This is a genomic window from Dactylosporangium sp. CA-233914, assembly GCF_050942935.1.
Classification (GTDB): domain Bacteria; phylum Actinomycetota; class Actinomycetes; order Mycobacteriales; family Micromonosporaceae; genus Dactylosporangium.
Genome location: NZ_CP192030.1, coordinates 10,934,098 through 10,951,731, shown reverse-complemented (window position 1 = coordinate 10,951,731; position 17,634 = coordinate 10,934,098). Strand labels below are relative to the sequence as shown.

Genomic DNA, 17,634 nt, shown 5'->3' with positions numbered 1-17,634 from the left:
CGCGAGCGGTGCCGGCTGGGCGACGGCCCCGGGCGGTACACCCGGTGTCACGCTCGCTGACAGGCTGACGCCGTTCTCTGACGGTGACAGGTTGTCGCGGCCGGCCGGTGGCAGCCGGTACCTGAATGAGCGGCTGGCCGCGTCGTACCGCATCTGAGCGGTCCCGGAGTAGCGCTCGCCCCCGTCGTACTGCAGTGTCACGGCCACGTCGCCGAGCCGGTAGCCGCCGGCATCCAACTCGACGAAGACCTCCGGCCGCTGCGGTGGCTGCGGCGGGTCGCACGTATACGAGTCGATGGTGTCCGGCACGGCCCGGATCGACCGGACGGTCGCCGCCGTCACCGGCGTGGACGTGGACGTGGAGGCAGCGGCGGACGCCGACATCGTGGGGCGCGTTGTGGTCCACCAGGGTGTCCCCGTCGCGCCCAGCCTCCTCGGCGCGGGAGCCGGCTGCGCTTGCGGAGTGCACGCATCGAGCACGAGAACCAGCGCGACCAGTCCCGCAGCCGCACCGTACGGACCGGCGGGCGTCATCCCGTGCCTCGACACAGGGCAAGACTAGTGGCAGCGGCGGACCCCCACTGCCCCTGCCCAGCCGCGATGCTCGGCGGCCGCAGCGAGTTGGCTGCTGTACCGCCCAGCAGGCGTCACCGGGCGACAGTATCTGCTGGCAGCTGGACACGTCCACACGAAAACCCGGCCGCACCGCGCAGGGTCAAGCAGCGCCCGGTCGGCGGCATGTCCGTACGTCTGATCTTTCGAGTCGTCGACGACCTGTTGCGCTCCGGCGCGCTCGGCTGCGGCGGGGACTGCGGTGGCTACGGCATCTCGCTCGAGGCCGGCCAGGACAACGTGATCGAGGGCAACAGCGTCAGCCGCACCACCACCGACGGCATCCGGGTAGCCTCCTTCATCCCCGAGCTGCCCACCACCGGCAACAGGGTCACCGGCGCTGCCGGCGACGGCATCGGCGTGGCCACCACGGGCGACGGCCCCGTCGCCGGCACCGTGGTCACGGGCAACCTGGTGTTCGGTTCGACCGGCGACGGCATCCACATCGCCGCCCCGGCTACCACCGTCATGCGCAACGTCACCGTCCGCAGCACCGGATACGGCATCGAGGCGACGGCGGGCGTCCACGACGGTGGCGGCAACGTCGCGGCGGCGAACGGCCCGCCCGCCCGGTGCGTGAACGTCCGCTGCCTCCCGTGATAAGGACAGCCGGGCCGCGCGCCGTACCCGCGAGGGGGGTGGTGCGGCGCGCTGTCGCGGCGATCTTCGAGTCGGCCACCGCACGTCTGGCCGCGCTGTCTCGAACCAGCTCACGGGTTGCGCGTCGGTCGTCCGTTGACATCATCGCCCGCGGCTCAAGGTATCCGCACAGAGGGTCGCGAACCGTTGCGCAACGGCGGCCGGCTGCACGACGTAGCTGGCCTGCGTCGGCCGCTCCGACAACACGGCCGCGTCCGCCATGACGAGCGCGGCAGCAGATACCACGTCGGCCGGGGCGGCTCGACTGCCACGGCCAGCCTCGAGACTCTCCCGGCTGGTCTGGATGCACGGCCGGGCCGGCGGCCCCGGCGGCCGGCTCCGCCGCCGGGCACGTGGCCATCGACGTCGGCAACGGCCAGATCATCGAGGCCCTGCAGACCGGGCACGCTCGTGCGGTACGACTCCATCAACTACCTGGCACGCCGTACGGCTACGGTCGGGTCGCCTGACCCTCCAGCCATCCGGCTCGTCCCGATCAACGTGGGCCCCGGCCAGTGACTGCTGGCCGGGGACTCGGGGCCGTGCGGCCCTCGGCTCAGGAGTTGGTGAGGTCCGTGGACTCGCCGGTGGCGGGGTCGACGGTCTCCTCGTAGACGCCGTCGCCGTCGGCGTCGATCGCGATGAGGTCGACCTCGCCGTCGCCGTCCGTGTCGGCCTCCAGCACGTTGGCGCCGTCGTCGAGGGTGTAGATCTTGGCCTGGTCGACGACACCGTCGCCGTTGAGGTCCTTGTCGTCGAGGGTGACGTACTCTTCGCTCATGATTTCGTGGTCCTCCAGTCGCAGGTGTGGTGAAGCGTAGCGGCCACGAAGGGCCCTGCTACTTCGGGTCCGGCGGCTGTACGCCGGCCTCCCACGACACCAGGGTTGCGCCGGCCGGAGGCTTGACGAGGTCGCCGCCGGACAGGCCCTCGGACCTGAGGGACCGAACGGCCGACATCCGCCTGTCGGCAGAGTCGGCGCGCAACCCGATGTCAGCCGACGTCGATGCCGGCCGCCTTGTCGAGGCGCTGCAGCAGGTCGTGGGCCGCGAGTTCGACCGCCTTGTGTCGCCACTCGGCGGCGCGGTAGACGCAGGCGATGAGGCCCGTGCGGTGCACGCGGCGTAGGTCGCCGTACACGAACGCGTAGCGGGCCTTGGTCTCGTCGGTCGCGCCGTCGGTCAAAGCCAGGTGCCACTCGGCGTAATCCGCCCACGAGTGCCGGCCGAGAAACGCATTCTCGTCGTCGGCCCGCGGCTGGCACTCGCGCCAGTCGCTCTCCAGCACATACTGCTTCGCGTCGATCAGGCGGTTGGCTCGCTCCACCGCGGCAGGGTTCACCGTGTAGCTGGGCATGACCTCTGGGTACCCGCTCCCGGCGGTCCTCAGACATGCCGCGACACCGGCGCCGCTGGTCGCAGCTCAACCGCCCGCCAGGTGGTCCTTCAGGATGCACTCGGCGGACAGGCGCCGATCGGCATGACGCCGTCAGCGGCAGATGAGTGCACGCGATCCCAGCCTCAGAGCGTGGCGCCGCTAGCTATGGATGGCTGATGAGCACCGTCTTCCAGCAAATTGGCCTGCACGCCGCCCTCGACGAACACCGCCGCGTACGAGCCGTCCTAGCCTACCTCGCCGCCACCGCTCACCCTGACCGGGGCGTCAGCCGTTCGATCGTCCAGACACCGAACAGCGAGTCCCAGGGCGTCGCCTCGTCATCGTCGTCGTCGATGAAGTCGACGTCCGGATCGGCCGCGCTGACCGCCTCCCACAACGCGAGCACCGGATCGTCCGGCAGCACGAGGCCCAGCCCGGTGGCCAGCGAGACCTGGAGCTCGGCGAGGTCGGGATGCCGCCGCTGCTCGCCGTCGGCTAGCCAGGCCTGCGCGCGGCGCATCTCGTCCAGCCGACCGCCGCCGGAGAATCCGAGCAGGTCACGCCAGTTCGGTACGGCCACCATCGTCGCCAGCGCACCCGCCAGGCTCGGTCCGACCAACCCGGCGCTGCCTTCCGACGTCGCGAACAGCATGCGCCGCGCCGGCGCCGGCGCGCCCACGAGAAAGTACCGTCCCCCGGCCCCGTCCACGGCGATCGCCTGCAGACTCTCGCCCGACGACAACCGAGCCACGAAAGCATCAGCGTAGGCCAAGTCCTCGATGTCGAAATCGATCAGTTCCCGGAGGATGCCAGAGAGCTCCGGCTTCTCCCCCAGCAGCTCCAGCACTACCGCATCGTCGGGCACCGGCCGAGGGTACCGCCGTCCCTTACCTCGTGGAGGGGCGTTAGGTGCAGGCCGACATGCACCAGTACCCAACGCCCTGACCTGCCGTCGACGCGGCTGATCGTTCCGCGGGCTGCCTGACAACATGGTCGCGGCTGGACCAACCCCAGGGGCGGCAGGCGTCATCTGGCGAGCCCCGGGGCAGGGCATCCCATAGGCGTCCCTGCATAGCGACCGGATCGCGGCAAATGAGGATGTCGCTGATCGGTGCCTGGACTTACGCTTTGCGGATGTCGCTCGTCCACGTGTTCGTCAGTACAGGCCGTTCGCGTCGGACAAGGACGTGCGGGACTACATCGAACCGACCTGCGCCGCGCCGAGTTCAGACATCGATGTCCTTCTCGGTGCCGAGACTGCAGGCTGCGTGAGCGCCTACCCCTGAGTCCTTGAGAGCACGGCGGCGCACCCTAGCGGGTTGGTGGCTGACACCACCAACCGGCAGCGCAGGGGGGCATGACCAGCGACTACGACCCGCGAGCCCTCAGCGGATCGTGAAGCGGATGTCCTGCTGGAGTGCTAGGCGGCATCCCGCTGGTCCAGCCACTTCAGAATCGCCTCGGTCGTTTCCTGCGGCATCTCCTGCTGGATCCAATGACCGCAGTCCAGACTGACCACTTCCACATTCGGCACGAATTCCGTCAGTCTTTCAGCCCTCGCGACCGTGTCGCGGTCGCCGTAGATCATGAGGGTGGGCTGTCGGATGATCGGGTCCACGTCCGCCAGCAGGCGCCAGTTGCGGTCCAGGTTTCGGTACCAGTTGATTCCGCCCGTGAACCCTGTTGATTCGAAGGCGGAGACGAAGACAGCCAGTTCGCTGTCACTCATGACCGGCTCGCCGAGTGGGGTTTCCGCTCTGGCGAGGTTGATCAACGCATTGCCCGGCTGAGGCTCTGCGAGGGGCACGTTCTTCCGGTACAGGTTCCGAAGGAACTGGAACGTGTTCTCCCCGAACACGGCGTCCGCGACGCCCGGCTGGCGGTTGAAGTGGACGAAGTAGAAGTCGGCGCCGAGCACGGCCTCCATGAACTCGATCCAGGGCATCTCTCCGCGCTCTTGGTAGGGCAAGCTCAGCGCTACCACGCCGTTGACCCGGTTCGGGTGCAGCAGGGTCAGGCCCCAGACGACGAATGCGCCCCAGTCATGGCCGACGAAGGTGGCATCCTCGTAGCCGTAGTGATCGAGGAGGGCGACGAGGTCACCCGACAGGTGCTCGATGTCGTAGTCCGTCACTTCGGCGGGACGGGACGAGTTGCCGTAACCCCGCTGGTTCGGGACGATGACGTGGTAGCCCGCCGCGGCCAGGGCCGGCACCTGATAGCGCCAGGAAAAGGCGTGCTCCGGCCAGCCGTGACAGAGCACGATGGGCCTTCCGGCATTTTCTCGGCCCGCTTCGAAGACTTCGAGTTCCACACCGTTGACCGAAATGAGGGTGGGCTCGGGAAAATCGATTGTCATGCTGGCATCATGCCGACCGATACCGGTCACCTCCTGACCGGTTTTATGTGGAAGTGTTGCCGGTGTGCGAGCTGACCGGTTGATGGCCATCCTCTTCCTGCTGCAACACCGCGAGCAGGTGACCGCAGCGGAGGTCGCCCGGGAGTTGGAGATCTCCGAGCGCACCGCCCGCCGCGACCTCGACGCCCTGGGCATGGCCGGCGTGCCGGTGTACTCCGTGCAGGGCCGGGGCGGCGGCTGGCGCCTCGTGGGCGGCGCCCGCACCGACCTGTCCGGGTTGACCGCGGGTGAGGCCCGCGCCCTGTTCCTGGTCGCCGGTCCTGCCTCGTCTGTCACGCCAGCCGTGAAAGCGGCGCTGCGCAAGCTCGTCCATGCCCTGCCGGAGCCGTTCCGGGTGCAGGCCGAGGCGGCGGCGTCCTCGCTCCTCATGGACCCGCAACGATGGGGGTCGAGCCGGGTCGAGCCCCGACCGCCTCGCTTCCTCGACGAGCTCCAGGACGCGGTGATCCGCGGCGTCCAGGTCCGGCTCGGCTATGTCGACCGCGAAGGCACCGAAACCGAGCGAACCGTCCACCCGCTGGGCATCGTCGCCAAAGGCCCGTCGTGGTACCTCGTCTCCAGCACCGAGGCCGGTCGGCGGACCTTCCGGATCGACCGCGTGTCGTCCGTCGACCCGACCGGCGATCCCGTGCACCGGCCCGATGACTTCGACCTCGCCGAGAGCTGGCGCGCGATCGCGGACGAGGTCGAACGCAAGCGAACACCCCTCGAGGCCCGGGCGATGTGCGCGCCCCACGGGATAGGCGTGCTCCGGATGGGGTTCGGCGGTCGGCTCGAGGTGGGAGGTTCCACGACCGACGGCCGCATCGAGGTCGTGATCCGCGGCAACGACGAATACATACTCGCCGGCGAGCTTGCCGGGCTGGTCGAATGGATCGAGGTGACCGATCCTCCGGGTGTGCGAGACCACCTGGCCTCGATCGGCAACGCGCTCGTCGAGCGATACGGCTCAGACCGGCACGGACGTCGTACGGCAGAACGATAACCGAGGTCATCAGGTTCCACAGCACCGATGAACTCCGACTGCTCGCACGACACTACGACGAGATGAGCGCCATCTACCCGGCCCAGCTCCAGCCTCCGTAACGACGAGTTGTGAGCGAGGATGCCGCTCGTCATCGACGCGGCAAGGAGCAGCAGCCGTGGCAGCATCCCCGAGCATGGGTCGACGCACGCTCATCGACATGAGTGGATGTTTGCGTTCAGCGCGATCAGGCTGGTGGATCGTCTCGATAGAGATGCGCCCTCACACCTCGGCCGCCCCAGCGCGTCGCGGTAAGTTCTGGCCGTGGGCGGGTGGGTTTGGGCACCCAGCCGTGTTGTCTGGTGTCGGGTGCGGCGTCGTCCCAGTCGGCGATCAGCGCCAACGAATCCGTGGCGCGATCGGCCGCAACGTCACAAGTCTCCCGGACCACCATGGAAGGGTAGAAGCGCGTTTCCTGCGCCACGTTGCAGTCGTCAGTCCGGGAAGCGACCAGGGCGCCGCACCGTTCGCACGCGACACACGGGCTCCATCCCACGAGGGACCAGCAGCCGGTGAGCACGAGGTCGTGGACGAATCGTGTTCCGCGTACGTCGCCGGGTGAGAGCACGAACGTGCCGATGACCTGATCACGGCCATACGCGGCCTGATCGATCGCGTAGGTGCCGGGGTCGAGCCGCGGAGGGTTCACATGGTGGTGGTCCAGCAGCGACCAGTGCGGTCCAGGCGGCAGCTCCACCAGCTGCACCGGGATGCTCAGCGCGTTGCCACACATCCCGCACCGAAAGCTCTCCACCTCCGGCAGTGTGACGTACCCGGCCAGGCGAAGCACCGAAATATGAGGGAACACCAGTGAGAATACGCCCTCCCGGATGGGTCACCCGTCCTACGTGCACCCGACGCGGCATGACCGGTCACGCTATGCCGGGCGACCAGCGCCGTGCGCCGCGACCGCAGCCTCTTCCGCATGCGGCAATCTCGATCACTCGGGGGAGTGGCGGGCGCGAAAGGCTGGCGGGCATAAGGTCGGCTCGACACGGCGACCTTCGCGAGACTGGGACGGGGCAGGACATGGACCAAGGCACTCGCGACGAGGTGCTCGGCCGCCTGGCTGAGGCAGTCGGGTCCGTCGCAGTCGCACACCCGACGCGGGTTGCCATCGACGGGCCGCCTGCCGCAGGCAAGACCACGCTCGCCGACGAGCTGGCCGTTGTCTTGCGCACACAGGGCCGCGACGTCATCCGCGCGACGATCGACGATTTCCTCTTCCCCCGGGCGCAGCGCTATCCGCGCGGCGAGTACTCGGCCGAAGGCTGCTACTTCGACACCCACGACTACGACGCGCTGAACCGGGTTCTGCTCGATCCGCTCGGCCCGGGCGGAGATCGACGCTTCCAATACGCGGTCTACGACCGCACAGCGGATACTGCGCTGTCCCCGCCGGTCACGACCGCCCCCGCCGACGCCGTACTGGTCTTCGACGGCGTCTTCCTCATGCGCCCGGAACTGATTGATCGGTGGGATCTGCGCATCTTCGTGTCGACGGCACTCGAGAAGACCGTGGATCGTGCCGTGATCCGAGAGCGCCGGGTGTCATCCCAGGCCGAAGTCGAACGGCGCTGGCGCGAGCGTTACATCCCCTCCCAACAGTTCTACTTCGCTACGGTCCGCCCGACCGATCACGTCGACATCATCGTGCACAACGACGAGCCCCAGCAGCCCGTCTGGGAGACCCGAACACACTGACCGCACTCAATTCGGCAGATCCGCACCCCGAACAGCTGCGGGTCCATCATGCTCCCCGGCATGATCGGGCGTCCGTTAACACGTTCGTTGGTTCAGGGGTGTGGTGTTCACATTCGTACTTGCGATGGTCAACTTCTCGACCGGCGGCGGCTGACGCCGGCGATGGCTGCGGCGGCGACGAGCCAGCCTGCCAGTGTGCTGGCTCACGCAACCCATTGGGTCGCCCCGGCGGGGACGTAGGCGCGTTCCTGGCGAACGAGGATTACCGGCATATCAAGCCATGTGCGTGCAGTTGACCTTGGCTCTCGGCACCGGTTGAGCGGGTGTTCCCGGCCGAGGTGCTTGTTCGGTCGTTGGTGGCTATGGGTGTCTTCGGCGTGGTCGTGTCAATGCGCGGTGTACGGCCGTCGCGGTAAGCAGGGCTGTGGCGGTGACGCCGAGCATCCGGGCCGAAAGGACCGCCGGGCGAGGCAGCGGTGGTAGAAACGGCACGATCCGCTCGCGGGTGGCCGGGGCGAGAACCGCGGCGGCGGTACCGGCCGCGGCGGCCGCGGCGGCCGCACCCCAGAACTGTGCCGGTCGCGGTGGTACCGCGGGCGCCGCGCCGTGCCAGGCGCGGATTCGCCGACGTTGGCCGATCCGGGCCGACAGGGCCACCCAGCCCGCCGCGCCCGCGGCGCTGGAGGCCAGGTGCAGGGGCATCCACCACGGCACCCCGGGCAGCACCTCGCGGCGCAGCGCGGGCAGACCGACTCGGGTGCCGGGCACGCAGGCGTGCGTGACATGGTCCCAGGCGATGTGGCTGGCGGCCCCGAGCAGCGCCGATCCGGCGGTGACCCACCATGGGTGCCGCACACCCCCGAGCGCGCCGTAGTCGCGGGCGGCGAATTGGCCCAGGGCCGGCAGATGCGCCGCGACGGTGGGCGCCGCCCAGCGTACGAGCCGGGTGGCCGCAACGCTGGCCGGTACGGAAAGGAGCGCGCCCCACCAGGTGTGTCCGTACGTGTAGGGCGGCCGGCATCCGCCGGCGGCGTACGGCAGGTCCGGTGCCGCGGCCCCGATCACCAGCGCGACGCCGTCGAACACGTCCGGACGCCACAGTTTCAGCGGCAGTACGGCGGCGGCGTGCGACGGGAACGTGGCCGGCATGACGGCGACTGTAGCGGCAAGCTCGATAGGGGTCGCAACTCGACACTGTTTCGGTTCTGCCGGCATCGGCGCAGGAGCGCGGGGTTACTTGGACGAGGGGCTGGGCGACGACCCTCGTCCGAGCGTGGCGGTCGCCTCCTGGCGGCCGCAACGGGTCAGAGTGGTCCGGGTCCGCCGTTGCCCACGGGCATGCCTCCCGGCCGTCGTGCTGCCGCCGGTTCCGCGCGGGTCGCGAATCGCGGCTAGATGAGGGCGTCGAGCTGTCGTATCCGACATGTTGGACCAGAGGGAAGGGTGTGCGCTCGCAGACCGTCGGCAGCATGGGGCTGTCCAATCACGTGCCTCCTGGTATACAGCTCGACATGCTCATCCGCCCCCGTCCGCTGGTCGCCGCCGCTGTTGTTGCACTGCTCCTCACCGCAGGGACTGGCTGCGCCCGGCGGTCCGGTAGCGAGCGGAGCACCGCGCGTACGATCGCGTCGCCGAGTCCGAGCGCTTCGTCCTGTGGACACAAGCCAGACGGGGGGTTCCCGCCGTTGCTCGCCGGGTTCGACGAGCGCCTCGCCACCGCGCCGAGTGTCATCGCGGGGACAGCCGATCCCAGAGACTTGGTGGTAACCGTGCTGATCCAAGGGGCCTGCTCCGCGGTCACGCCCGGCCAGACGATCACCACCAACTACGTCGGTGCGACACTCCGCGACGGCAAGGTGTTCGACTCATCGTGGTCGCGCAACGCCACGCTCGACGTGGTCGTCGGACTGGCGCAGCTGGGGCAGATCAACCAGGTCATCGAGGGCTGGGACCGCGGGTTGATCGGGGTGCGGGTCGGCAGTCGGGTCCAGCTCGACATCCCGCTGCAAATGGCATATGGCACAGACCCGCCCCCCGGGGCCCCGGCTGGCCCGCTACGCTTCGTCGTCGACATCCTCGACGCGCGCCCGTAACCTTCTTCGGCCCGGCCTGCCGCCTCAGCGCACAACAGCCCATCGGCAGGACAGGAAGGGTCAGCGCCGGGAAGCTCGTCACTTGCTGCGACAAGCGCTCGTCGGTGCGCCGCACACCCACGGCGGCAGATGAGGGCGTCGGACGGTTACGCTTCCGACGTGACCTCAGCTTGTCCAGAGTGCGGCGGGCCGGGTGTGCCGTTGATGTTTGGCTTGCCGGTCCCGGAAGCGTTTGATGCCGCCGCCGCCCGGCAACTGGCGCTCGGCGGCTGCATCGTCGGTGATGAGCCGCCGAACTGGGAGTGCCCGCAGCGCCACCGCTGGCGCGACGCAGACCAGAAGGCATGGCGGGAACGGCTCCTCGCCGTGTTGGTTGCACACGGCTACAGCGAGCCCCGTTGACCAGTCCTGAGGACCGCGCACCATAGCGGCTACTTGTGCGAGGCTGATCAAGCCTTGGGAGTTTGGAGTCGGGTCGCTCCAGTGGTGATGTTTCTGGTCAAACCGCTGACGGGGACCAGAAGTCCGGCCATGGCGGGTGACGGTGCTCGGGGTGGCCGGGGCACCGGACAATTTGTGCGGTGAGCGACAACCTCGACGCGTTCGCCCCCGTCCATGACGCACTTGCGTCGTTCCAAGGGTACGGGCTCGACCACCTATCCTTCTCGGTCACCGGCGCGGATGACGCCATGGAGCTCAGCTTGCGCCCGATCCATCCGAACCGGAGATGGCCCTGTCCATCCGCGACATCCACTACTTCGCCATGCATCGGCTGCCCCACGATGAGATCGACTTCTTCGACTTCGAGGCAACCACGCTCACTCCCGGCCTGCCATGGCCTCTCGAGCTACCCCCTTCGGGATGGGTCCGCGGCGGATTCCCACCTCTGCTGTGGATTCGAGGCAAGGGCCCAGCGTCCTTCGACGTAGTCGCTGCCATCGTCAGCGTCCTGTCTCAGATCCGTTAAACCTCACTACGCGTAAGGATCGATCAGCGGCACGACGGTGCATTCAACCCCGGGTGACGGCTGACGTTGGCGAGCAATGAGGTGAGCCGGGGTCACTACCGTGGCGTGTATGCAGTCGCACACTCGAGCACTGCCCATGTCGGATCTGCAGGCCCTGTTCGGCGTGTTGGTGACCGTCCACGGTCACCTCATGGCCGACGAGCTCCCGCCGGACCTGGTGCGCCGTCTGCTCAGCCGCCTCACCGACCACGGACCGTTGCCTGACGGCGCCTCGGCCGGCGAGATGAATGCCTTGCTGGCCGATCTGTGCCAACGCATGCATTGGGCGATGTCGGAAGAGTGCGGCGACTACCCGGAGCCGTCGCCACGGCGAACCACCTACTACCTTGACCTCCCAAACGAGCCCGAAACCGTGGCCGCATGCATCGCGAGCTTGACCGACCTCGGCGGCCAGGCCAGCGAGCAATCGCTCGAGCGACCCATCCCCCCGAGTCGGCGACACATCGCCGCAGCATTCCCCGACCTGCCGCCCGACCCGGCCCATCATGCCCGGGTGGCGCAGCTGACAGCCCTCGCACGCCGCTACGGAGGCCGCTACGCAGGCTTCGGCGCCTGACCTGCACCACCCCGGCCGCGCACCAACGGCGGCATGTGCGCGCACCCGATCAAGGCAGCCGGAGCGACTCGTGCGACCATCGCAGGATCGGTCCATTTGCGCGGTTTTGGGGGACAGACGGCATGGGCTACTTCGGCGCATTTCTGTTTGACGGGCAGTCCTGGATGGACGCAGAGTCCGGCAACATCGTCGCGGCGGACGCCGAATACTGGCTCCACGTTGATATCCATGACAGCGACATCGCCACGATTACGTACTCGCCCGCCGGACCCGGCAGCGGCGTGGCCTACCTCGGCTTCACGCCCCGCACATACTTTGAGGACCCGAATGCGTCACTCCCGACAGATACGCACCGGGAGGCCGCAGGCCTAGCCGCCTGGTGGGCGCGCGTACAGGTTGGTGCGACGGACGCGGACCGTGACGCCAAGATGGCCAGTCTTCGGCCGTACCTTGCCGAGGACCTTGGAGCGGAGGACGACGACCCCGACGATGAGGAAGAGGAAGAGCGCGACGACGCGGACATCTTCGTCGAGATCAAGACGGATCGCTTCCTCGTGACGCTGGGCCTCCCGCCGCTGCGTACGTCTGGCTGAGCGGATCATCCACCAACGCGGCGCGGAGCGCCGGTGACGGTAGGAGGGTAAGCCGCCACTGCGGCACGCAGGACAAGATCACCCGGGGGCTCGACACGGGCGCTGGGGGCAGGAAACGCAGCTATATATCACGGTGCGTGACCAGTGGTGATGAACGCCGGACCTCCTGCCGCGGCATGACCGCGCAGCCGGTCAAATGGTCGGGTGGCCAACACCATGCCCTGGCCTTGGGAGAACGAGAATGGCCGGGGTGATCAGTGAGGTTGGCGGGTGGCCGACGGGCGAGAGTGTCGAAGATCTGGCTGCGTACGCGATGGCCCAGGGCGCGTCTGCCGGGGCTGCGGTGCTGAGCACTTCATCGCGGACAGCGGGGAATACTGCGATACCATGAAGCCGGCCGTCATGGTCTGCGAGTGCAACGGTGACGGCGACGAGGAGGACTTCAATGTCGCTGTCGGCTACTCGCCCGCAGTCCTGTCGCTGCGCGACACTCGCGGCATGAGAGTAAGGCTGATCTTGGCTGGGTTGATGTCGACCGGAGTTGTCGGATCCGGGCCGCGCTGTTCGTAGCTTGGGTGAGACGCCGCCCATAAGGGCGCTGTCACGACCACAGGAGATGCCGACGATGCCACACTCACAGGCCAAGATCCACCGCATGTTCGAGCTCGTCGAGCCGATCGCCACCGTCACCTTCTCCGAGGTGGTGAACGAGGCGTTCCTGGCCCTCGGCATGCGCAACTACTGGGACGGATACTTCGCGGGCCGGGCCGCGCCGCTGGGGCTGGCACCGGCCGGGGTGGTACACGCGGTCTTCTACAACTTCGCCGACGGCGAGGTGGCGCGCCACATCCCCTGGGTCTGGGGGAAGATCACCCCGCAGGAGGCGATCGCCGTGCGGGAGCGGGGCAGCGCCGCTGCGCTGCGGCAGATGATCGGGGAGTTCGCCGAATCCCCGGGTCTGGTGCGGGTCGCCGACCTTGCCACCCGAGCGGCGCTCAGCGCGCCGACCGAGGGCCGAGCGCTGTACGCCGGGCTTCGGGCGCTCGACGTGCCCGAGGAGCCGGTGGCCAGGCTCTGGCACGCGGCGACGCTGCTGCGGGAGCACCGCGGGGACGGCCACAACGCCGCCCTCCTCGCGCATGGCATCGGCGGCACCGAGGCCCACGTCCTGCTCGCTGTCTCCCTCGGCATGAGGGCGGAGGAGTTCGGCCGGATCCACCACCTGCCCAAGGCACAGCTGGCCGTTGTCATCGACGGGCTGCGTGGCCGCGGCCTGGTGGACGCCGCCGGCGGGTTCACCGACGCCGGCCGGGAGACCAGGGAGCGGATCGAGGTCCTCACCGACGAGCTGGCGGCGCCGGCGTACGACGTGCTCAGCGCGGACGAGCTCGACGAGCTGATCGCGGGGCTCGAGCCGATCGCTGCCGCGGTACAGGCCGTCGACGACTGAGCGGCCGCGATCCCCAGCTCTTCACCGAGTTGAGCAGGTCGTAGCGCGGGACCACCCGCACGGTGTGGCCGAAGGCGCCCCGCTGTGGTCGAGGACGAGGGGCCCGGCACAGCGGTAGCGACCGCCGTCGTAGCGCTCGGCCGGGTCGAGCTCCTGCACGGTGACGTCGGTGAGCGCGCAGGTCTGAATCGCTGTGCAGCCGGTACTGACCGCGGTAGCGGCCGAGGTAAGCGGCTATTGCCGCACGGAGCACGAGTTCGCTCGGCGACGCGACGCCGGCCGACCTGCTGGCACAGGTGCCGAACTTCGCTCTCAGTGGCATGTTGTGCCTGTGTGCCGGCCTGCTGCTGGCCTCGGTGAGCGCGCCGTACTGGGCACATCCGGCCGCTCCCGCGACCGCCGTCCTCGGCAATTACCTTGTTGAGAACTTGGTGGTCGGCGACAACACGCGAGACCTGACGGACTTTCGGCGCCGGCGCGGTGGGCGGGGTCTTGGGCTTTGCGGTGGGCCTGTTGATTGCCACGATCGGGATGCGGCGTCAGGCAGAGGCTGACAAGTTCAGCGGTCTACACATTGGTGCCCGGCTCCGGGGCGTGGCGTACATTGATCTTATGGTCGCGGCCACACCAGCGATCCGGCCTGGACAACGGATCTTCGCCGATGCCCGACCGGCGCGACGTTGACCCCCATTCGGTTTCGAGCGACATGAGGTCCTGAGATGTTCGACCAGCGCCGAATCCGCAAGCATGGCCTCACCGCTCAGGCACTGGTGCTGTCGGTCCGGGAAGGATCGGCCCTCGGCGGCAACGGCAGCTGGCAGAAGTACGACTTCATCCTGGAGGTTCGCCCGGGGGACCGGGCGGCGTTCCGGGCGGAGGTGCGCGAGCGTTTCTACATCGTCGAGCGCAAGCCGGCCGAGGCGGACCTGGTCTCGGTGAAGTATGACCCCAACACGCTCAAGGTCATCTTCGATCTCACTGGTGACCCTCGGTTCGACATCGAGGCTATGCAGCGCCGCACCGCGCAGCTGAAATGGGACACGTATGACCGGACGCAGTCCCGGACCGTCTCGCCGGAGGGCGCTGCCGTTTTCGTGACCCCGCCCGGACCCACGCCGGACCGGGCGACGGAGGACCGGACGCAGGCGCTGGCCCGGCTCGTCAGCCTGCGCGACGCCGGGGCGATCAGCGAGGAGGAGTTCGCGACCCTCAAGGCACGTCTGCACTGAAAAGGTACGTCCGCACTGAATCCGTATAACTGCGTGTCGTCGTCAAGGTCGAGCATTTACGGCCCGTCGGCGGCCCAGCGGCGTAGACGGCGTGCAGCGCCTCACCGCGAGAGGGGTTATCGGCGGTTCTGCCGCCGAATGGCGTCGACATCACGTTCGGTAACGAGCGCTTCGCGGCATGTCCGCGCACTTGATCAAGCCAGCCGGTCTATGCCGCGTGGGTGGATGAGTTCCCGCTCGGGCCCGAAAGCGTGTGCGGACCGCCGATGGTCGCGGTCTGGTTGTGTGCGTGATCGGCGTGCTGGTGGGGCGCGTGCCTGTCGGGTGGCGCGATGAGGGATCATAGTTGCATGGAATTCGGTCTGATTGTCCGTTCGCGTGCCGGGCAACGACGATGAACGCTCGTGGGCGAGAGGTTGACTCGCCGGTCAGTTGGGTGCCGATTGCCGGGCTCACCGAGCTTGCCCGCGCGCTGCTGGGCGACCGGATCGGTGATCGGGATGTGATTCCGGAGCATGTCCGCGACCGGGTCACCGCGCTGGCCGGGCAATGGGCCGCGCATGGGTTCACCGCCGAGACGGTGCGCGCCTGGAAGGATCTGGATCCGGCGGCCGCTGCCCGGCTGCATGCCCACGGCATCAGCCCGGCCGCGTTGCAGCAGCACACCGTCGTCACACCGGCGGGCAGCACCAGCCTGTGGCAAGCCGTCACCTCCGGCGCGCTGTCGGCAGCCGAAGCCGTCAACCATCTCCAGGCAGCAGGACCGCCCGAGCCGGCGGCTGGGCTGTCCGCGCCCTCACCGGCCGTGTCGACGCCGCGGCCGGCGCCGGCTGTGTTCTCCCATCCTGTCGCCGCCCTCGACCCGGACAACGCCGACCGGCGCGCAAAATCGACGCCACCTCAGACGCTGTTTCGGGCCTGATGCCGGGGGCGCTGCCAGTGGCACCAACCCCAAGCCTGACACCGCCACAACCGCTCGATTTGTATCGACGCTCACCCGCGATCTCCACCGACGCGGCGACGGCGTAGGGCCGCTGCAGGAGCCGTACGCGGTCGGGTCGCAACTGACTACGCAGTCCGAGTAGCGGCACCGGTGCACTACGCCGCATATGAGCGCAGCACGCTGGGAGCGGCATGAGCGCGCAGCTGATCAACGAATCGCGGACCGGTTTCACGTCTGGGTGTTGGCCGGTAGCGGATCGGGATGCCAGCCAACCACGACCGACAACCGGCGTGAGACCGTGATGCGGCCGAACGGGTGTTTCGCCAGTGGCGCGGTGTTTCTATCGTGATCGGGTGGCATTGAACGGGTACCGGCTGGGCATCGACTTCGGCACGTCCAGCACGGTCGCGGCGGCTGGCCGGTCCGCGTGACGTACCCGTAGTTGAGATGATCTCCGCAGTGCTGGCCCGGGTCGGGTCGGAGGCCGAGCGGGTCGCCGGCGGCTTGCCCGGCACGGTCGTACTGACCCACCCGGCTGGGTGGGGTCCGGTCCGTCGAAGCATCCTGGCCGAGGCGGCCGAGCGGGCGGGACTGGGCCGCGTCGCGTTCGTCTCGGAGCCGGTGGCCGCCGCCGTGTACTTCGTGAGCGTCCTCGGTCACGACCTGCGCTGCTGCGGTTCGCGCTGACCGCGTGGGGCCACTACTGGCCGGCCCTTGCCCTCACGTGGCTCGAATCCGGCTGGCCGAGCGACGGCCTACTCGACGTGCTGGCCGAAACGCGCAACTCTCCACGGCTGCCCCAGCCTCTGTGTCACCGCGCCTTGCGCCTCTGGCGGCAGGCCAAGGCCGGACTGTGACCATCCGACCCGTCGCGCCGGATCGCGGCGGATCGGGACATTTCCAGAGGGCGTGTCGTCGGAGCCGGCCTGGCGGTGCCGCCGACTGCTAGACGAGCAACGTAGTCGCCAGCGTCCTCGCCCTCGGCGATGACTTGCCGCCATCGGGCCATCGAACTTGACGCATCCCCGTATGGTGGCCTTGCCGCATCGCGGTTGCGTCGATTCGCCCAGGAAAGTGTCCCCTCCTATGGAGGTGCTGTGAAGTTCGACGACGTGTTCTGGTACATCGTCATATTCCTGTTCCTCTTCAGCGGCAGTACCGCCGGGTTCGTCCAGCACCTCCAGTCCCGCCGGCACAGGTTCAAATTGGCGATGGCCAAGGAGAAGGTCAAGTTGGAGCAGGCGAAGGCGAAGCTGGCTGAGGAGCAGAACCGGCAGACCGCGCTGGAGGTGCGCAAGGCCGAGCTGGAGATCGAACGCTATGACCGGCGGATCCCGGGCATGCTATCGGTTCCACTCACCGACAGCGGAACCGAAAACGGCGTGGAAGAGGTGCCGTAGCCGAATCGCCGCCGGCTGCCGGCACCCATAGACATACCCGGTCCTCGGTGTTCACGAGCGCTGCCGGGGCGGTTGAGCCTGTACCGCAGTCGGCGCTGGGACGGCACGGGGTATCCGCACATCGACAGATGAGTGCAGGCAGTCCCACCGGTCGGGCTGTCACCCACCGTAGTCGTCTTGTCGCTGCGGAACCGGCTGTCGGCGAGACTGCGGGGCCCGTGCGGACGTTGCCGGATCAACTCGGGCGTGAGGGCCCTTCGCGGACTTTTCCTTGTTGGGCTTGGCTTTGCGCTAGTTGATCGTCCACTTCGGACTTTTGATCCATTGGTTCGGGGTTCGAGTCCGTGGCGGCCAGGGAGAAGGCCGCTGCCCGCGGAAAGGTCCGCGATCTGGCGATGGCTGACGCGGCCTCGATCGGCGCCCGTCCCGCAGCGACACGTTGAGGACGAGCCTACGGCGCCCGGCCGCGAAAAGCCCGGACCGGCGGCGGCCGAGGCGAGAGTGGGCACCGGGCGAGCAGGGGCGCGTTCGCGGTGATCGAGGTGGATGCGTGGTGATCGTGAGATGG

General features: G+C 68.5%; 18 protein-coding genes. 12 read left to right on the top strand and 6 right to left on the bottom strand.

What is annotated here, in order from left to right:
• Positions 1-738: 738 nt before the first annotated feature.
• Positions 739-1,212 (top strand): NosD domain-containing protein, encoded by a 474-nt coding sequence (locus tag ACQPY0_RS48665; protein WP_432977231.1) that lies wholly within the window; start codon positions 739-741, stop codon positions 1,210-1,212.
• 595 nt (positions 1,213-1,807) lie between these two features.
• Here ACQPY0_RS48665 and ACQPY0_RS48660 read toward each other — a convergent pair.
• The 4 genes from ACQPY0_RS48660 to ACQPY0_RS48645 form a co-directional block, all read right to left on the bottom strand.
• Positions 1,808-2,032, bottom strand: a complete 225-nt coding sequence (locus ACQPY0_RS48660) for a hypothetical protein (RefSeq protein WP_344619174.1) — start codon at positions 2,030-2,032, stop codon at positions 1,808-1,810.
• Between the two features lie 212 nt (positions 2,033-2,244).
• On the bottom strand, positions 2,245-2,607 hold the full coding sequence (locus ACQPY0_RS48655; protein ID WP_432977228.1) for a hypothetical protein: 363 nt from the start codon (positions 2,605-2,607) through the stop codon (positions 2,245-2,247).
• A gap of 289 nt (positions 2,608-2,896) precedes the next feature.
• Positions 2,897-3,493: a hypothetical protein gene (locus ACQPY0_RS48650; RefSeq protein ID WP_432977225.1), complete on the bottom strand. Its 597-nt coding sequence runs from the start codon at positions 3,491-3,493 to the stop codon at positions 2,897-2,899.
• A 555-nt stretch (positions 3,494-4,048) separates the two neighbouring features.
• Positions 4,049-4,987 (bottom strand): alpha/beta fold hydrolase, encoded by a 939-nt coding sequence (locus ACQPY0_RS48645; protein WP_432977222.1) that lies wholly within the window; start codon positions 4,985-4,987, stop codon positions 4,049-4,051.
• A gap of 82 nt (positions 4,988-5,069) precedes the next feature.
• Here ACQPY0_RS48645 and ACQPY0_RS48640 point away from each other — a divergent pair, with 82 nt between their 5' ends.
• The gene (locus tag ACQPY0_RS48640) at positions 5,070-6,032 is read left to right on the top strand and encodes a helix-turn-helix transcriptional regulator (RefSeq protein ID WP_432977219.1); all 963 of its coding nucleotides are present in this window, start codon (positions 5,070-5,072) and stop codon (positions 6,030-6,032) included.
• A gap of 226 nt (positions 6,033-6,258) precedes the next feature.
• Here the strand turns inward: ACQPY0_RS48640 and ACQPY0_RS48635 are convergent, their stop codons facing one another.
• Positions 6,259-6,825 (bottom strand): hypothetical protein, encoded by a 567-nt coding sequence (locus ACQPY0_RS48635; RefSeq protein WP_432977216.1) that lies wholly within the window; start codon positions 6,823-6,825, stop codon positions 6,259-6,261.
• A gap of 275 nt (positions 6,826-7,100) precedes the next feature.
• Between ACQPY0_RS48635 and ACQPY0_RS48630 the strand changes: the two genes are divergently transcribed.
• Positions 7,101-7,775: a cytidylate kinase family protein gene (locus ACQPY0_RS48630; protein WP_432977213.1), complete on the top strand. Its 675-nt coding sequence runs from the start codon at positions 7,101-7,103 to the stop codon at positions 7,773-7,775.
• Between the two features lie 360 nt (positions 7,776-8,135).
• On the opposite strand, the gene ACQPY0_RS48625 is transcribed toward ACQPY0_RS48630, so the two are convergent.
• Entirely contained in the window at positions 8,136-8,924 is a 789-nt protein-coding gene (locus ACQPY0_RS48625; RefSeq protein ID WP_432977211.1) for a DUF4184 family protein, read from the bottom strand.
• Between the two features lie 620 nt (positions 8,925-9,544).
• Here ACQPY0_RS48625 and ACQPY0_RS48620 point away from each other — a divergent pair.
• From ACQPY0_RS48620 to ACQPY0_RS48580, 9 genes are all read left to right on the top strand, one after another.
• Entirely contained in the window at positions 9,545-9,868 is a 324-nt protein-coding gene (locus ACQPY0_RS48620; protein ID WP_432977208.1) for an FKBP-type peptidyl-prolyl cis-trans isomerase, read from the top strand.
• Positions 9,869-10,072: 204 nt separating this feature from the next.
• Complete coding sequence (locus ACQPY0_RS48615; protein WP_432977205.1) at positions 10,073-10,270, top strand: hypothetical protein; 198 nt, start codon at positions 10,073-10,075, stop codon at positions 10,268-10,270.
• A gap of 701 nt (positions 10,271-10,971) precedes the next feature.
• The gene (locus ACQPY0_RS48610) at positions 10,972-11,451 is read left to right on the top strand and encodes a hypothetical protein (protein ID WP_432977202.1); all 480 of its coding nucleotides are present in this window, start codon (positions 10,972-10,974) and stop codon (positions 11,449-11,451) included.
• A gap of 122 nt (positions 11,452-11,573) precedes the next feature.
• Entirely contained in the window at positions 11,574-12,044 is a 471-nt protein-coding gene (locus ACQPY0_RS48605; RefSeq protein ID WP_432977199.1) for a hypothetical protein, read from the top strand.
• Positions 12,045-12,669: 625 nt separating this feature from the next.
• On the top strand, positions 12,670-13,494 hold the full coding sequence (locus ACQPY0_RS48600) for an SCO6745 family protein (protein WP_432977196.1): 825 nt from the start codon (positions 12,670-12,672) through the stop codon (positions 13,492-13,494).
• 719 nt (positions 13,495-14,213) lie between these two features.
• Positions 14,214-14,723, top strand: coding sequence for an SHOCT domain-containing protein (locus tag ACQPY0_RS48595; protein ID WP_432977193.1), 510 nt, complete (start codon positions 14,214-14,216; stop codon positions 14,721-14,723).
• Between the two features lie 436 nt (positions 14,724-15,159).
• Positions 15,160-15,645, top strand: a complete 486-nt coding sequence (locus ACQPY0_RS48590; RefSeq protein ID WP_432977190.1) for a hypothetical protein — start codon at positions 15,160-15,162, stop codon at positions 15,643-15,645.
• Between the two features lie 468 nt (positions 15,646-16,113).
• Positions 16,114-16,353: a hypothetical protein gene (locus tag ACQPY0_RS48585; protein ID WP_432977187.1), complete on the top strand. Its 240-nt coding sequence runs from the start codon at positions 16,114-16,116 to the stop codon at positions 16,351-16,353.
• 410 nt (positions 16,354-16,763) lie between these two features.
• A complete protein-coding gene (locus ACQPY0_RS48580) occupies positions 16,764-17,066 on the top strand; it encodes a hypothetical protein (RefSeq protein ID WP_432977184.1) in 303 nt (100 codons plus the stop codon).
• Positions 17,067-17,634 lie beyond the last annotated feature (568 nt).

Bases quoted from the DNA above. Each gene is read 5' to 3' on its own strand.
- ACQPY0_RS48630 (WP_432977213.1), top strand. From the start codon at position 7,101: ATGGACCAAGGCACTCGCGACGAGGTGCTCGGCCGCCTGGCTGAGGCA.
- ACQPY0_RS48660 (WP_344619174.1), bottom strand. From the start codon at position 2,032: ATGAGCGAAGAGTACGTCACCCTCGACGACAAGGACCTCAACGGCGAC.
- ACQPY0_RS48600 (WP_432977196.1), top strand. From the start codon at position 12,670: ATGCCACACTCACAGGCCAAGATCCACCGCATGTTCGAGCTCGTCGAG.
- ACQPY0_RS48605 (WP_432977199.1), top strand. From the start codon at position 11,574: ATGGGCTACTTCGGCGCATTTCTGTTTGACGGGCAGTCCTGGATGGAC.
- ACQPY0_RS48610 (WP_432977202.1), top strand. From the start codon at position 10,972: ATGTCGGATCTGCAGGCCCTGTTCGGCGTGTTGGTGACCGTCCACGGT.
- ACQPY0_RS48625 (WP_432977211.1), bottom strand. From the start codon at position 8,924: ATGCCGGCCACGTTCCCGTCGCACGCCGCCGCCGTACTGCCGCTGAAA.
- ACQPY0_RS48645 (WP_432977222.1), bottom strand. From the start codon at position 4,987: ATGACAATCGATTTTCCCGAGCCCACCCTCATTTCGGTCAACGGTGTG.
- ACQPY0_RS48655 (WP_432977228.1), bottom strand. From the start codon at position 2,607: ATGCCCAGCTACACGGTGAACCCTGCCGCGGTGGAGCGAGCCAACCGC.
- ACQPY0_RS48585 (WP_432977187.1), top strand. From the start codon at position 16,114: ATGATCTCCGCAGTGCTGGCCCGGGTCGGGTCGGAGGCCGAGCGGGTC.
- ACQPY0_RS48640 (WP_432977219.1), top strand. From the start codon at position 5,070: ATGGCCATCCTCTTCCTGCTGCAACACCGCGAGCAGGTGACCGCAGCG.
- ACQPY0_RS48615 (WP_432977205.1), top strand. From the start codon at position 10,073: ATGTTTGGCTTGCCGGTCCCGGAAGCGTTTGATGCCGCCGCCGCCCGG.
- ACQPY0_RS48665 (WP_432977231.1), top strand. From the start codon at position 739: ATGTCCGTACGTCTGATCTTTCGAGTCGTCGACGACCTGTTGCGCTCC.
- ACQPY0_RS48595 (WP_432977193.1), top strand. From the start codon at position 14,214: ATGTTCGACCAGCGCCGAATCCGCAAGCATGGCCTCACCGCTCAGGCA.